This window comes from Flavobacterium sp. 83, from assembly GCF_000744835.1.
Taxonomy (GTDB): domain Bacteria; phylum Bacteroidota; class Bacteroidia; order Flavobacteriales; family Flavobacteriaceae; genus Flavobacterium.
In genome coordinates this window covers 3502878-3516930 of sequence record NZ_JQMS01000001.1, presented here as the reverse complement: position 1 = coordinate 3516930, position 14053 = coordinate 3502878, and the positions used below count along the sequence as shown (strand labels likewise).

The window sequence follows — 14053 nt, the reverse complement described above, 5'->3', positions numbered from 1 at the left end:
ATTAAGATTTTAAAAATAATTAAATAATATGTTTTTTATGATACTACTTCATCGAGATTTTTGTCAAAAGTTCTTTTTCCAAAAATAGCTTCTAAGTCGTCTTTGAAAATAACTTCTTTTTCAATTAGAATATCTGCAAGTTGATTTAGTTTGTCTTTATTTTCTTCTAATATTTCTATTGCTCTTTGGTATTGGCTTTCAATTAGTAATGAAATCTCTTGGTCAATAACTCTTGCAGTTTCCTCAGAATATGGTTTAGAAAAACTATACTCACTTTGCCCGGTTGAATCGTAATAGGTAACATTACCAATTTTTTCATTCAAACCATAAATAGTGACCATGGCACGAGCTTGTTTAGTTACTTTTTCTAAATCGCTTAATGCCCCAGTAGAAATTCTGTTAAAAGTCACTTTTTCAGCGGCTCTTCCACCCATAGTTGCACACATTTCATCTAGCATCTGATCTGGACGAACAATTAATCGCTCTTCAGGTAAGTACCATGCTGCGCCTAAGCTTTGTCCTCGGGGTACAATAGTTACTTTAATCAATGGAGCTGCATGTTCAAGCATCCAACTTACAGTTGCATGGCCCGCTTCATGAATAGCAATTGCTTTTTTCTCTTCGGTTGTTACAATTTTATTTTTCTTTTCAAGGCCACCTACAATTCTATCAACGGCATCTAAGAAATCTTGTTTATCAACAGCAGTTTTGTTATTTCTTGCAGCAATTAATGCCGCTTCATTACATACATTAGCAATATCTGCACCTGAAAAACCAGGAGTTTGTTTCGCTAAAAAGTCTGTATCAAGCCCTTCAATTTTTTTCAATGGAGCTAAGTGTACTTTGAAAATTTCAGCACGCTCACGAATGTCTGGTAAGTCTACAAATATTTGTCTGTCAAAACGACCTGCACGCATTAATGCTTTGTCAAGAACATCGGCTCTGTTTGTTGCAGCTAATACAATTACATTTGAATTGGTTCCAAAACCATCCATTTCGGTTAGTAATTGATTCAATGTGTTTTCACGTTCGTCATTACCACCGGACATGTTGTTTTTTCCTCTGGCTCTACCTACGGCATCAATCTCATCAATAAAAATGATAGCAGGAGATTTTTCTTTGGCTTGCTTGAATAAATCACGTACACGCGAAGCACCTACGCCTACAAACATTTCGACAAAATCAGAACCTGATAAGGAGAAAAATGGAACTTGGGCTTCACCGGCAACGGCTTTGGCTAATAATGTTTTTCCTGTTCCTGGAGGACCAACAAGTAAGGCACCCTTTGGTATTTTACCTCCTAGGTTAGTATATTTTTCAGGGTTTTTTAAGAATTCTACAATTTCTTGTATTTCTTCTTTTGCTCCTTCTAAACCGGCAACATCCTTGAATGTAGTTTTAATATCTGTTTTTTCGTCAAAAAGCTTTGCTTTTGATTTTCCAATATTAAAAATCTGTCCGCCGCCACCTCCGCCGCCACCTGACATTTTTCTCATAATGAAAATCCATACACCAATAATGATGATAATTGGCAATAAGCTGATTAAAATATCTGACCAATTATTTTTTGGCAAGAAGTTAAAATCTTTTAATTTTCCTTCAGCAACTGCTTTTTCAAGTTTATTTTGAAATATTTGATCATTACCGATATCAAATGAATAATGCGGACCTTTGTTGGGTCTGTCAAAGACATCTTTGGCAACTTTTTTATTTGCGGGGTCTTTTAAAGCAGTAGCGTTTAGATATACTTCAGCCTCAGTTTTATTGTAAACGATAACCTTTTCAATTTGACCTTTTTCTAAATAATTATTAAATTTAGATGAAGTTAATTGTGCGGGTTCATTAAGACTAGAACCTCCAGTTATAAAGCTAATAAACAAGAAAATTAAAAGGATTGCTGTATAAATTAACCAAGGACTTATTTTAAATTTATTCGAATTTGGATTATTATCTTTAGCCATTAGAAATTTGTTTCTTTAGTATTTGTTTTCGATTGTAGTGATTTTTGCATCACCCCAAAGACTCTCAATGTTATAATATTCTCGTATGTGTTTTTGGAAAACATGAACCACAATATTTACATAATCCATAAGAACCCATTCTGCATTATCAGTTCCTTCAACATGCCAAGGCTTGTCTTTTAATTCTTTTGAAACTGTTTTTTGGATGGAGTTGACTATGGCGTTAACTTGTGTGTTTGAATTCCCATTGCAGATGATAAAATAGTCACAAACTGCAGTGTCTATCTCTCTTAAATCAAGAATGTCGATATCATTTCCTTTTACTTCTTCTATTCCTTTAATGATGTTCGCTAATAGCAAGTCATTATTTATAGTCTTTTTCGCCATGAATTATTTTTATATAAGTTTGTAAAGTTACCATTTTTTGTGATTATTTTTGAACCTTAACATAATATTAAATTCTGTTTCACAAAAAAACGTATATGAAAGTAATCAAACTCGATGCCATAGATTCTACAAATGAATTCCTCAAAGGGTTATCGAACAAACAGGAGCAGGAAAATTTTACCGTCGTTATAGCTGAAAGGCAAACCAAAGGAAAGGGGCAAATGGGGGCCGTTTGGACTTCTGAACCTGGTAAAAACTTAATAATGAGTATTTTGGTAAAGGATTTTTTATTAGATATTTGTCGGATATATAATCTAAATATTGCTGTTTCTTTAGCGGTTATTACTAGTTTAGAATCATATAATATTCCTGATCTTAGCATAAAATGGCCAAACGACATAATGTCATACAATAAAAAAATAGGTGGCATTTTGATAGAAAATAGCATTAAAAGTGACGGAATGATTATTTCTATTGTTGGTTTAGGTTTAAATGTGAATCAAACTGATTTTAAAACTTTGCCCAAAGCATCATCATTAGCAGTTATTTGTAATAGACAATTTGATAGAGAGGAATTACTTTTTTCTATAATGGATAAAATAGAATCTAATATAAAATTATGGGAAGAAAACGCTGAAATGTTCTGGTCTGCTTATACTAATAAATTATTCAAAAAAGGTATTCCAATGCCTTTTTCGGATCAAAACAATCAAAATTTCATGGGGATTATTCAGGGAATTTCTCGTTTTGGAAAACTACAAGTTCTTTTAGAAGATGATAGTATTTCTGAATTTGACATCAAGGAAATTCAAATGCTGTATTAATTTTTGACAGCACTAAATACGACAATAAATCTTGAAGAATTAAACAAAAAAAACCTTTCAGTTTACACTAAAAGGCCTTTAATTTATTTTAAAAAACTGGTTTTATAATTTTACCATATTAGTTGCTAATGTTTCGATAAATTTTCCAATAGGACCTTTTATCATCATAGCCATCATAGGGTTAAAATCTCCTTCAAAATCAAGTTGTACATCGCTTGAATTGTCCGAAACGGTATCAATATTTGCGATTAAAGTAAATGGAAGTTTATCACTGGCAGCACCCAGAACAATTTTGTTTGGTGCTACTTTTTCTTTCATTTTTAATTTTATTTCCGGCATCCCGTTCAATCCAAAAATGAATGCATCGTCACCAATAACTTCAAATTTAGCAATAGTTTCCGGCATTAATTTTTCGAAATTTTTTACATCGCTCAATAAATCAAATAATTCTTGAGCTGATTTAGGAACTGTAACTTTTGGACTTTGTAAGTTCATAGTTTAGCGGATTGTGTTTTTAAATTTTTTAAACTTCAATATTCCAAGTTGACGGACTCAGGTTCCACTCTCTCAAGGTTTGCTCTTCTTCCTCAGTAATGTATTTTTTGGCAACCGCCAAATTCAATAAATTCGGATAATTACTAAGGGTAAATAAATCAATCTTTGCATCTTTGAAATTTTGGTCAGCAACATCAAAGCCATAAGTAAATATAGCTGCCATACCCTTAATGTTTGCTCCTGCTGCACGCAACGCTTCAACGGCAAGTAAACTACTATTTCCAGTACTGATTAAGTCTTCTACAACAACAACATTTTGTCCTTTTTGTAAAAAACCTTCTACTTGGTTTAGTCTTCCATGTTTTTTTGCTTCTGGGCGAACATATACAAATGGTAATCCTAAACTCTCTGCAACGAGCATTCCTATTCCTATTGCTCCTGTGGCAACTCCGGCAATAACATCAGGTTTGCCAAATTGTTTTTCAATATTTTTGGCAAACTCATCTCTAACATAATTTCTTATGGCTGGAAATGAGAGTATTAATCTGTTATCACAGTAAATAGGAGATTTCCATCCTGAAGCCCATGTAAAAGGATTTCTTGGATTCAATTTAATTGCATTTATTTGCAAAAGCAATTCGGCTGTTTTTTCGGCTGTTTCTTTATTAAAAATCATAGTACAAATGTATAAAGTTTTTGTTAACGACAAACCACTTTTTTTGACAAATCACATCTCCAAGGAGACTGATTTTCAGCTTTTTTTATTAGAAAGTATTGACATAGAGCAACTTATAGTAAAAATATTTCAAAATAAAATTCAAAAAGCTTACTTATATCATCCTGATGAAAGGGAGATTATGAAGACTTTGAAAGCAAAAATTCCTGTAAACAAAGCAGGAGGTGGCTTGGTTTACAATAAAAAAGGGGAAGTTTTATTCATTTTTAGAAACGGAAAGTGGGATTTACCTAAGGGTGGAATCGAAAAAGGGGAAGAAATTGAAGCCACTGCAATGCGGGAAGTAGAGGAGGAGACTGGCGTAAGTGGTTTGACAATATCACACAAACTTCAAAAAACCTACCACGTTTTTAAAAGAAACGGAAAGTATAAATTGAAAATCACGCATTGGTTCGAAATGCAATCTGATTTTGAAGGTACTCCCCAAGGACAATTAGAAGAAGGAATTGAGAAAGTGGCTTGGATGAATCCAGAACAAATTAAGGAAGCTTTAAAAAATTCCTACGAGAACATAAAATTATTGTTTGAAGAAGAAAAAAGTCTTCATTCATAAATTAATGCTATTTTGGGCGTGCCACCAGTAAAAAAATGGGCTAATCAGCATTAAGTGATTAGCCCATTTTTTTACTGCTATCAGGCTATTCGCAGCACAAGGTGCTAGCTTCAAATGAAATTCACTGAACTCCGATGAAAATAAGTGAGATGTTACGTAATCCTTCACGCGGGCAGTAATGTCTAGATTGTAGTTTACAGTCCCGACGCTTCGGGATCAGTTAGCAGTTGTAGTTTACAAAGTACTTTATGTTATAAATTATGTTTTTTCGTTTTACTTTTTTATCAAATTCGTATTATAAAATCGCTTCTGAAACTCTAGTATTCTCTTCTACCAAACTGTTCACCGACGACTAAATACTATAAACTGAAAATTTTTTGCTTTAGTACGGACAGTTCGCGAACTGTCCTTTCATTTTTTAATTACCTTTGCAAAATGAATAAGAAACACCATTCCAACAATATACTTTTGAATTTAGGCATCGAAAGCCTGAATGAAATGCAGGAAGTAGCGCAAGATGCTATCCTGAATGACAATAATGTTTTATTGCTTTCTCCAACAGGTTCTGGGAAAACTCTGGCTTTTTTGTTGCCAGTTTTAGAAATGTTACAACCCGAAATTCAATCAGTTCAATGTTTAATTCTAGTTCCATCTCGTGAATTAGGTTTGCAAATTGAACAAGTTTGGAAAAAAATGGGAACTGATTATAAAGTAAATGTGTGTTATGGTGGACATTCCATTGATACAGAAATTAAAAATTTAAGCAATCCTCCAGCTGTTTTAATAGGAACGCCGGGAAGAATTGCAGATCATATTGACAGAGGAACTTTTCGTGTGGATAAAATCCAAACCTTAATTCTAGATGAATTTGATAAATCATTGCAATTGGGTTTCCATGAGCAAATGTCATTTATCATTGGAAAATTAACAAAACTGAACAAACGTGTTTTAGTTTCGGCAACTTCCGATATTGAAATTCCAAGATACACTAGGGTGGTTAATCCAACAATTTTGGATTTTATACCAGAACATGAAGTAGAAACTAATCTTTCGATGAAATTAGTAGTTTCTAAGGAAAAAGACAAAATAGGCAGTTTATTTAATTTGATTTGTTCGTTGAAATCAGAATCGGCTATTGTTTTTTGCAACCATCGAGATGCTGCAGAGCGCATTAGCGACACTTTAAATGAAAAAGGGATTTATGCTACGTATTACCATGGAGGAATGGATCAAGACGAAAGAGAACGTGCTTTGATACAGTTTAGAAACGGAAGTATGAGTTATTTAATTACTACTGATCTAGCTGCTCGTGGACTTGATATTCCCGAAATGAATCACGTAATTCATTATCATCTGCCATCTAAAGAAGATGAATTTACCCATAGAAATGGTCGTACAGCGCGTATGTTAGCGTCAGGAACAGCATATATTGTTGCGCATGAAAGTGAGAAGAAAATGGATTACATCGATTATGGAATGAAAGTTTTTGCGATTGATAATGCAACTACTTTACCAAAACCACCACTTTTTCAAACCATTTACATCAGTGGTGGGAAGAAAAATAAACTGAATAAAATTGATATTGTTGGTTTCTTTTCTCAAAAGGGAAATTTAGAAAAAGGAGATTTAGGTTTGATTGAAGTAAAAGATTTTATTTCGTTTGCAGCTGTAAAATTTGGTAAGGTTAAAGATTTATTGCACAACATTAAGGATGAAAAAATGAAAGGTAAAAAGTTTAAAATTGAAGTAGCCCGAAAAGTGATTAAGAAAGAAGAGGAGTAATTAGTGTTCAGTTTTTTAGTGAACAGTAAAAAAATATTCTAACAATAAAAAAATCGTTAACAGTTATATTATTTACTGTTAACGATTTTTTGCAATCAAGAGTTATTGACTAATTATTTTTCGGATCACTGACCACTTAAAATTGATAACTATGTTTTCTTTACATATTGTGTAATAATCACGATGGTTTGACCATCAACTTTTCCTTCAATATATTCTGCGTTTTCATGGTCAAGTCTAATGTTACGAACTGCAGTTCCTTGTTTGGCTACCATGCTTGAGCCTTTTACTTTCAAATCTTTGATTAAAACTACTGAATCTCCATGTTCTAAGATTACTCCATTGCTGTCACGGTGAATCAATTTATTTTCATCATCTTCACCTTCACCCGTAGCTTGCGCCCATGCTAAAGTATCCTCGTCTAAATACATTTGGTCCAATAATTCTTGAGGCCAACCTGCCGAACGAAGACGACTTAACATTCTCCATGCTACAACTTGTACTGCGGTATGCTCACTCCACATACTATCATTTAAACATCTCCAATGGTTTAAATCTACATTATCTGGATTTTCAATTTGATCAATACAGGTGCTACAAGCTAAAATACTTTCGTCAATTCCACCTTTTTTGGTAGGTAAAACTTGATATACTTTTAGGTTTTCTGTTGCACCACAAAGTTCACATTTAGATCCGCTGCGTTTATTTAATTCTCTTTCTATACTCATGTCTAATGGCTTTTATTTTTGGCGAAAATACGGCTTAATAGCGCTTTTCACAAATTTATATTTTTACTGTTTATTTGTCAAGTCGAGCGCAGTCGAGACTTATATCGTTTAGTCTCGACTGCGTTCGACTTGACAAAATCTCTTGGTTGACGACATTAATTTTTACTGATTCTATTTCACTCTTACCGCATCAGGAACAAGCATTTCATATTGACCTCCATTGCGGATTACATCTCTCACAATACTGGAACTGATGTACGAAGTTCGTGCTGCAGTCAATAAAAATACGGTTTCTATTTTTGATAAGCGGCGATTGGTGTGGGCAATGGCTTTTTCAAATTCGAAATCAGCGGGATTGCGCAAGCCACGAAGTATAAAGTCGGCTTTTATTTTATGACACAAATCAATCGTTAAACCTTCATAGGTAATCACCGAAACTTTAGGTTCGTTTTTGAATGTTTCTTCGATAAATCGTTTTCTTTCTTCGAGTGTAAACATGTATTTTTTTTCGGCATTGACGCCAATGGCTATTACGATTTCATCAAATAAAGAAATGCTTCTTTTGATGATGTCTTCATGACCTAGTGTGATGGGATCGAATGAACCCGGGAATATAGCTTTTCTCATTTGTTTTATCTTTAAACTAAAGCCAACTCTATAGCATTAGTAAATAAATCTTCCAATGAAATTCCGGCAGCTTTGGCTTGTTGCGGAATCAAACTTTCGGTGGTTAAACCTGGAATCGTGTTCATTTCCAGCATGTGTGGTTCTCCGTTTACAATAATAAATTCACTACGGGAGAAGCCTTTCATTTTTAAGACTTCGTAAGCACGCTTGGCTATTTCGTTTACTTTTTGAGTCATTTCATCTGAGATTCTTGCTGGCGTAATTTCTTGGGATTTACCCAAATATTTGGCTTCATAATCGAAGAAATCATTATCAGAAACGATTTCAGTTATTGGTAAAACAATTACTTTTCCTTTGTAATTGATGACTCCTACGGAAACTTCGGTTCCATCAAGGAAACTTTCTATGATGATTTCGTTGTCTTCTTTGTACGCCATTTCGATTGCGATTGGCAATTCGGCCGCAGTTTTTACTTTGGAAATTCCAAAGCTTGAACCTGCTTTGTTTGGTTTTACAAAACAAGGCAATCCTACTTTGTTTACAATTTCTTCGGTATTTATAATATCTCCTTTGTTTAAGTAATAGGAAATAGCCGTTTTTATTCCGTATGGCTTTAAAACCGACAATAAATCACGTTTATTGAATGTTAAAGCTGCTTGGTAATAATCACATGATGTTTGTGGAATTTGCAACAATTCGAAATAGGCTTGCATTAACCCATCTTCGCCAGGAGTTCCGTGAATGGCATTGAAAACACAATCGAAAGTGATTTTGGTTCCGTTTACTGTTACTGAAAAATCATTTTTATCGATAGGGAATTCGGCATCATTGGCATCAACATAAACCCATTTTTCTTTAAAAATATGGATTCGGAATCCGTTGTATTTAGTTTTGTCAAGAAATTGATATACGACGTTTCCGCTGATAAGTGAGATTTTATACTCGCTGGAATATCCGCCCATGATGATGGCAATGTTTTTCATTTTATATTATTTTGGTCTTAGTTATTCAAATTAATAAAGTTGTTTTTAGTACTAATCTCTAGCCCCGATAGCAGTGGAAATCCTTTTTATTTTTTCTTTAAAAATAAAAAGATTGCAACGTATAGCGGGAAATAGCTCCTGAAATTCATCAGGATTAATCCTAAAAACGATTAAACAAAATTATCATTTTTTTTGAAACGAAATAGCTTTATCTTTGCGACATATAAAAATAAATTTATGAGTTTACGTAAGTATCTTACTAGCCGTGTCTTTTTTCTACAAGTAGTATCTGCTCTTGCCATTATTGCCGTTTTGGGCTATTTATTTATGCATTGGTTGACCTTTACAACTGACCATGGTCATGAAATTTCAGTGCCGGACTTGCGCAAGCTGACAGAGGAGCAGGTGGAAGATAAACTGGATGAGTTGGATTTAGATTATGTGCTTTTGGACAGTGTAGATTTTAGAGGGGATTATCCAAAATTTAGTGTGGTGGAGCAAGATCCATTGCCTGGTACGAAAGTAAAAGTAGGCAGAAAAGTATATATTAAAATTAATGCTTCGGGGTTTTCATCCGTAAAAATTCCTGATTTAATTGAAAAAACATATCGTGAAGCGGTACCAACATTGAAAGCTTTAGGACTTGAAGAAGGAACTGTTACTTATATTCCTAATCTTGGAAAAGATATGGTTCTGGAAATGCGTTACAAAGGAAGAAACCTGAAAGTAGGGGACAGAGTATTGAAATCATCCAAAATTGATTTGGTTCTGGGAGACGGAAAAGCGAGTTATGTAGATGAGAGCACAGTAGTAGATAGTTTAGCGACACCAGAAGCAGCAACACCAGCAAATGAACAATAATATAGATACAATAGATTTAGAAGAAGAGTTATTTGAACATTTCAGATTTGAAGTTCCTAAAGGGCAAGCGCCTTTGCGAATTGATAAATATTTGATGGGTTTAATTCAAAATGCAACTCGTAATAAAATACAAACTGCCGCAACCGAAGGGAATATTTTTGTAAACGACGCCACAGTGAAGTCGAATTACAAAGTGAAAGCCAATGATTTGGTTCGCGTTATGCTTACGCATCCGCCTTATGAAAACCATATTATTGCGGAGAATATTCCGCTTGATATTGTTTACGAAGATGATGCTTTGTTATTGATAAACAAATTACCAGGAATGGTGGTGCATCCCGGTCATGGGAATTACACGGGAACTTTGGTGCACGCATTGGCGTATCATTTTGATAATTTGCCAATGAACAGCAGCGAACGTCCAGGATTGGTGCATAGAATTGACAAAGACACTTCGGGTTTATTGGTTATTGCCAAAACCGAAGCGGCTATGACACATCTAGCCAAACAATTTGAAGCCAAAACTTCTGAAAGAGAATATATTGCTTTAGTTTGGGGAAATGTAGTTGAAGAGCAAGGAACAATTGAAGGAAACTTAGCGCGTCACTTGAAAGATCGCATGCAAATGGCGGTTTTTGCTGATCCGGAAATAGGAAAACCTGCTGTGACACATTATAAAGTATTAGAGCGTTTTGGTTATGTAACGTTGATTTCGTGCCAACTGGAAACAGGAAGAACACACCAAATTAGAGCTCATTTAAAACATATAGGACATCCACTTTTTAATGACGAGCGTTATGGCGGTCATTTGATTCTAAAAGGAACTACGTTTACCAAATACAAGCAATTTATAGAAAACTGTTTCAAAGCGTTGCCAAGACAGGCTTTACATGCCAAAACTTTGGGCTTTGTACATCCTGTAACTGGAGAGATGATGCGTTTTGATACGGAACTCCCACAGGATTTTCAGGATTGTATTGAAAAATGGAGAGGCTATTCAAAATCCCACACCACGGACGAAGAAGAGAACTAAAAATAGAAAGCCCTAGATTTGGGGCTTTTTTTGTGTGTTTATGTTTATGGTGTAAAGTCAGCTTAATATTCTCACTTAAAATAAGTTACTATTTCCCAATATAGCCAAATTAATGTTTTGGAAATTTATTTATATTTTGGAAATTCAAAAACATAGCTTTTCCCAATTAGGAATAATAATCCATGAATAATAGGTTCCGGAAGAAATTTTAATGTGTCCAAACAAGCGTCATATGTTTTGTTGCAATAATTGGTAATTACAAATGGAGAAGAATTTGAAGTTAAATATAGTGCAGTTATTCTTTTACAGTCGATCGTGTTTTTTATGTTAAAACTCGAAAAATAGATTTCCTTATTTTCTTTTTTTGATTGAATCAAATCAAAAACTGACAATGGAACTGTGGGGTTTATCGGATGAAAAAGTATGGATTTAGCGACATCAATTATAATCCATTTTTGAAATTCTTTGGAATAAATTTCATTAAAGGCATGTCCGCCTTTGATACTTGGGTCATTGGACTGTATTTTTAATCCCCATTCTTTAACTTTCAAATCATTGATGACACAAAAATTATTGAATACTTGAGAAAAATCACTGCAAACGCCTCCTTCTCCGTTCATCATTTTTCTTAATGTATAAGAAGATGATTTTCCCAATCCCGGCCCGCCTTTGCAATTGTTTCTTAACCAAATAGCTATTTTTTTTGCTTTGTCAAGATCACTTAATGCAGCTTTGGTTTTTTCAAAAATCAGAGGATTTAACTCTAAATATATTTGAGGGATATCGACTGTTTTATTGATGTGATTGTAACAAAATTGTTCTATCCGATCAACAGAAGTCTTTTTAGATAGCAATCTAAAACGGATTTTATATAGTATAGGGTGTCTCCTTAAATACCAAATTAAAGATTTATTCATGGGCAATAATTTATCTTGTTAATAAACAATTTAAATCAAGAAATGCTAATGTATAAATGATTTTTAAGGGCGTAACTATTTAGTAATTAAGTAGGTATTTTCAAATGTATTAAAAATAAAAATTAGAAGTTTTATTATTTATGGAAAATCGTTGAACTGCAATAAAAAAGCCCCAAATGGGACTTATATTTTAAAAAATATTTTGAACGTGTTCGAATAGTTATTTTTTTAAAGGATAATTGGCTTCGAAAGTTTTGAATCGAGAATCGAGATTTTTAAGCAATTGTTTTTTTACGGAAGTATCTTTTATAAAACTATAATTGATGCTGTTGTAAACAAACTGCTTGATATCAGCGTAAGTGATGTCTTTGTATCTGTTGGCTAAAAGGACATATTGCTCTGTCATATTGGTTCTTAATATTCCAGCATCATCTGTACTGATAACAATTGGAACACCAAATTCCTTATACAATGGCAATGGATGGCGGTTTTCTTTGACTTTTAAAATGAATTCGTTACTGGCTAAATTTATTTCGATAGGAATTATTTTCTTAGCCATATAGCGCAATAAATCATAAGAATTTTGCTCATAGGCCATATCTACACCATGTCCAATACGATTTGCTCCAGCAATATAAATTGCAGCATTAATATGCCAAGTCAAGTCTTCCGGTTGCACTAATCCTAGAGTAAGTTCACCGGCATGTAGGGTGTATTTTACATTTGGATAACGGGAATGGCAATATTTAAACATGACCATGTGTAACCAATAATCTTTCATGGATGTTTCGCCATCTTCAGGAGAAACAATGTTTACGCCAGCCATAAGTGGACTGCTATCAGCTGAGATAAAAGCAATTACCAGATTTTTGAATAAATCAACGGGTTCCATGAAGCGCAATACAAAATTTTGATAGCGCATTGTGAAACGAGCATCATCAATTTTAAGGTCATTGTGAAGTTTGGCTACAAAATTTGTATTGAAATCAGTGGCGTAAGATGTAGCATCTTTTTGCAGTAAAGTATTGTAAACAGAATCCAACGATTTTATAATTGCTTTTTCATCTTTTACTTTTGCTAATTGTCTCAATCGAGTATTGAATTGGACCAAATCATCCGTGTTCATAGTACAAGGAATCGTAGATAATTGCGTTTCAATATAACTGACATTCTCAGTAATGGCTCTGTTTTTTAGTTCCAATATTCCTTGTCCAAAATTACCTCTGATTGCTGGTTCAAACTTCATAAACGATTCAAAAAACAACTTGTCCGATGGATAGTCAACATGATTATAATCTTTTATGGACCATTTTTGCATGATTTTTTGCTTGTACACATCTAATTCTCCACGGTTTTTTAACGTTGAAAATTGTTCCCAGTTCCCAGTAGAAGGTTTTTCTTTCTGCACTTGCATGGTTTCAGTATTCAGATAAAAATCTTCTGAAATAGCATGTTCCAATAAAGGTTCCGCGTAAATTGAACCAGAATAGTGGTGGTGTAAATCACCTCCTTTTGGCATTTGAGAAAAAAAAGCGGTTAATTCAGCTTCATTATTTCTAATTTTTTCTAAATATTCATTGGTTGATTGTGAGTAACCAACATTCAATAGTATTGAAAAAAGTAAAGTATAAAGTAATTTCATAGTGTAATTTTTTTTTATAAAATGAAATAGTAGCGATCTATTTTTTGCCAAATTTAAGCAATTCCATTTCTGTTTTTACAACGGATGAAATGTTTTACTTTTATCGTTCTGATGTAAAATATTTTGCTGTTTTGTAAAATTTTATACTTTGGCTTAGTCTTTTTATACTGAGTTATTTATACAATTTCGTATTGTAAGTAATGGCTTTTCTCAGGATTTTAATTTCATGAATCCTGACATTAAAGAGTATTTGCAGGCAAATTTGATGTTTCAATTGATCTAAAAAAAGTAATTATTGATTCTAAAGAAAGCAAAATTACCGATATGAGTGCAATTGATGCTGTAAACAAAATTACAGAACGCTATGTAAAACTCAATAAAACGATTCATTTGCAACATTTAAGTGCTGATTGTAGGACATTGTTACAAAATGCAGATGCGGTTATTGAGGTCAATATTCTGGAAGATCCAACGTATAAAATAGCAACGGATTAAAAATACAATTAGAATAAAAGTAAAAAATG

15 protein-coding genes are annotated in these 14053 nt (G+C 33.5%); 6 read left to right on the top strand and 9 right to left on the bottom strand.

Going from position 1 to position 14053, the window contains the following annotated elements:
- Positions 1-35: 35 nt before the first annotated feature.
- Both ftsH and rsfS read right to left on the bottom strand, forming a co-directional pair.
- Positions 36-1961 (bottom strand): ATP-dependent zinc metalloprotease FtsH, encoded by a 1926-nt coding sequence (gene ftsH / locus T410_RS15185; protein WP_035673339.1) that lies wholly within the window; start codon positions 1959-1961, stop codon positions 36-38.
- A 15-nt stretch (positions 1962-1976) separates the two neighbouring features.
- Positions 1977-2348 (bottom strand): ribosome silencing factor, encoded by a 372-nt coding sequence (gene rsfS, locus T410_RS15180; protein ID WP_035673337.1) that lies wholly within the window; start codon positions 2346-2348, stop codon positions 1977-1979.
- 95 nt (positions 2349-2443) lie between these two features.
- Between rsfS and T410_RS15175 the strand changes: the two genes are divergently transcribed.
- Positions 2444-3172, top strand: a complete 729-nt coding sequence (locus T410_RS15175) for a biotin--[acetyl-CoA-carboxylase] ligase (RefSeq protein WP_035673334.1) — start codon at positions 2444-2446, stop codon at positions 3170-3172.
- Between the two features lie 102 nt (positions 3173-3274).
- Here the strand turns inward: T410_RS15175 and T410_RS15170 are convergent, their stop codons facing one another.
- Together T410_RS15170 and pyrE are read right to left on the bottom strand one after the other, a co-directional pair.
- Entirely contained in the window at positions 3275-3667 is a 393-nt protein-coding gene (locus T410_RS15170; RefSeq protein WP_035673331.1) for an SRPBCC family protein, read from the bottom strand.
- A 28-nt stretch (positions 3668-3695) separates the two neighbouring features.
- The gene (gene pyrE, locus T410_RS15165) at positions 3696-4343 is read right to left on the bottom strand and encodes an orotate phosphoribosyltransferase (RefSeq protein WP_035673328.1); all 648 of its coding nucleotides are present in this window, start codon (positions 4341-4343) and stop codon (positions 3696-3698) included.
- A 7-nt stretch (positions 4344-4350) separates the two neighbouring features.
- Here pyrE and T410_RS15160 point away from each other — a divergent pair, with 7 nt between their 5' ends.
- Together T410_RS15160 and T410_RS15155 are read left to right on the top strand one after the other, a co-directional pair.
- Positions 4351-4956, top strand: a complete 606-nt coding sequence (locus T410_RS15160; protein ID WP_035673326.1) for an NUDIX hydrolase — start codon at positions 4351-4353, stop codon at positions 4954-4956.
- A 435-nt stretch (positions 4957-5391) separates the two neighbouring features.
- On the top strand, positions 5392-6738 hold the full coding sequence (locus tag T410_RS15155; protein WP_035673324.1) for a DEAD/DEAH box helicase: 1347 nt from the start codon (positions 5392-5394) through the stop codon (positions 6736-6738).
- 149 nt (positions 6739-6887) lie between these two features.
- Here the strand turns inward: T410_RS15155 and T410_RS15150 are convergent, their stop codons facing one another.
- From T410_RS15150 to T410_RS15140, 3 genes are all read right to left on the bottom strand, one after another.
- Positions 6888-7466: an alkylphosphonate utilization protein gene (locus T410_RS15150; RefSeq protein WP_035673320.1), complete on the bottom strand. Its 579-nt coding sequence runs from the start codon at positions 7464-7466 to the stop codon at positions 6888-6890.
- Positions 7467-7637: 171 nt separating this feature from the next.
- Complete coding sequence (coaD, locus tag T410_RS15145) at positions 7638-8093, bottom strand: pantetheine-phosphate adenylyltransferase (RefSeq protein WP_035673314.1); 456 nt, start codon at positions 8091-8093, stop codon at positions 7638-7640.
- A gap of 11 nt (positions 8094-8104) precedes the next feature.
- Positions 8105-9076, bottom strand: a complete 972-nt coding sequence (locus T410_RS15140) for a D-alanine--D-alanine ligase (RefSeq protein WP_035673311.1) — start codon at positions 9074-9076, stop codon at positions 8105-8107.
- A gap of 237 nt (positions 9077-9313) precedes the next feature.
- Between T410_RS15140 and T410_RS15135 the strand changes: the two genes are divergently transcribed.
- Together T410_RS15135 and T410_RS15130 are read left to right on the top strand one after the other, a co-directional pair.
- Positions 9314-9937 carry a PASTA domain-containing protein gene (locus T410_RS15135; protein WP_035673308.1) on the top strand — a complete coding sequence of 208 codons (624 nt, stop codon included), beginning with the start codon at positions 9314-9316 and terminating at the stop codon, positions 9935-9937.
- Positions 9927-10970, top strand: coding sequence for an RluA family pseudouridine synthase (locus T410_RS15130; protein WP_035673305.1), 1044 nt, complete (start codon positions 9927-9929; stop codon positions 10968-10970). The genes T410_RS15135 and T410_RS15130 overlap by 11 nt, the downstream gene beginning before the upstream one ends.
- Positions 10971-11095: 125 nt before the next feature.
- Here the strand turns inward: T410_RS15130 and T410_RS15125 are convergent, their stop codons facing one another.
- Complete coding sequence (locus T410_RS15125; RefSeq protein ID WP_081897858.1) at positions 11096-11887, bottom strand: transglutaminase-like domain-containing protein; 792 nt, start codon at positions 11885-11887, stop codon at positions 11096-11098.
- Positions 11888-12107: 220 nt separating this feature from the next.
- Positions 12108-13529 (bottom strand): adenosine deaminase, encoded by a 1422-nt coding sequence (locus T410_RS15120; RefSeq protein ID WP_035673299.1) that lies wholly within the window; start codon positions 13527-13529, stop codon positions 12108-12110.
- A gap of 324 nt (positions 13530-13853) precedes the next feature.
- On the opposite strand from T410_RS15120, the gene T410_RS16820 reads away from it, so the two are divergent.
- Positions 13854-14024 carry a hypothetical protein gene (locus T410_RS16820; protein WP_193743755.1) on the top strand — a complete coding sequence of 57 codons (171 nt, stop codon included), beginning with the start codon at positions 13854-13856 and terminating at the stop codon, positions 14022-14024.
- Positions 14025-14053: the final 29 nt, after the last annotated feature.

Excerpts from the sequence above, each read along its gene's own strand:
- T410_RS16820 (WP_193743755.1), top strand. The coding sequence starts at position 13,854 with ATGAGTGCAATTGATGCTGTAAACAAAATTACAGAACGCTATGTAAAA.
- rsfS (WP_035673337.1), bottom strand. The coding sequence starts at position 2,348 with ATGGCGAAAAAGACTATAAATAATGACTTGCTATTAGCGAACATCATT.
- coaD (WP_035673314.1), bottom strand. The coding sequence starts at position 8,093 with ATGAGAAAAGCTATATTCCCGGGTTCATTCGATCCCATCACACTAGGT.
- pyrE (WP_035673328.1), bottom strand. The coding sequence starts at position 4,343 with ATGATTTTTAATAAAGAAACAGCCGAAAAAACAGCCGAATTGCTTTTG.
- T410_RS15155 (WP_035673324.1), top strand. The coding sequence starts at position 5,392 with ATGAATAAGAAACACCATTCCAACAATATACTTTTGAATTTAGGCATC.
- T410_RS15175 (WP_035673334.1), top strand. The coding sequence starts at position 2,444 with ATGAAAGTAATCAAACTCGATGCCATAGATTCTACAAATGAATTCCTC.
- T410_RS15120 (WP_035673299.1), bottom strand. The coding sequence starts at position 13,529 with ATGAAATTACTTTATACTTTACTTTTTTCAATACTATTGAATGTTGGT.
- T410_RS15130 (WP_035673305.1), top strand. The coding sequence starts at position 9,927 with ATGAACAATAATATAGATACAATAGATTTAGAAGAAGAGTTATTTGAA.
- T410_RS15160 (WP_035673326.1), top strand. The coding sequence starts at position 4,351 with ATGTATAAAGTTTTTGTTAACGACAAACCACTTTTTTTGACAAATCAC.
- ftsH (WP_035673339.1), bottom strand. The coding sequence starts at position 1,961 with ATGGCTAAAGATAATAATCCAAATTCGAATAAATTTAAAATAAGTCCT.
- T410_RS15140 (WP_035673311.1), bottom strand. The coding sequence starts at position 9,076 with ATGAAAAACATTGCCATCATCATGGGCGGATATTCCAGCGAGTATAAA.
- T410_RS15135 (WP_035673308.1), top strand. The coding sequence starts at position 9,314 with ATGAGTTTACGTAAGTATCTTACTAGCCGTGTCTTTTTTCTACAAGTA.
- T410_RS15125 (WP_081897858.1), bottom strand. The coding sequence starts at position 11,887 with ATGAATAAATCTTTAATTTGGTATTTAAGGAGACACCCTATACTATAT.
- T410_RS15170 (WP_035673331.1), bottom strand. The coding sequence starts at position 3,667 with ATGAACTTACAAAGTCCAAAAGTTACAGTTCCTAAATCAGCTCAAGAA.
- T410_RS15150 (WP_035673320.1), bottom strand. The coding sequence starts at position 7,466 with ATGAGTATAGAAAGAGAATTAAATAAACGCAGCGGATCTAAATGTGAA.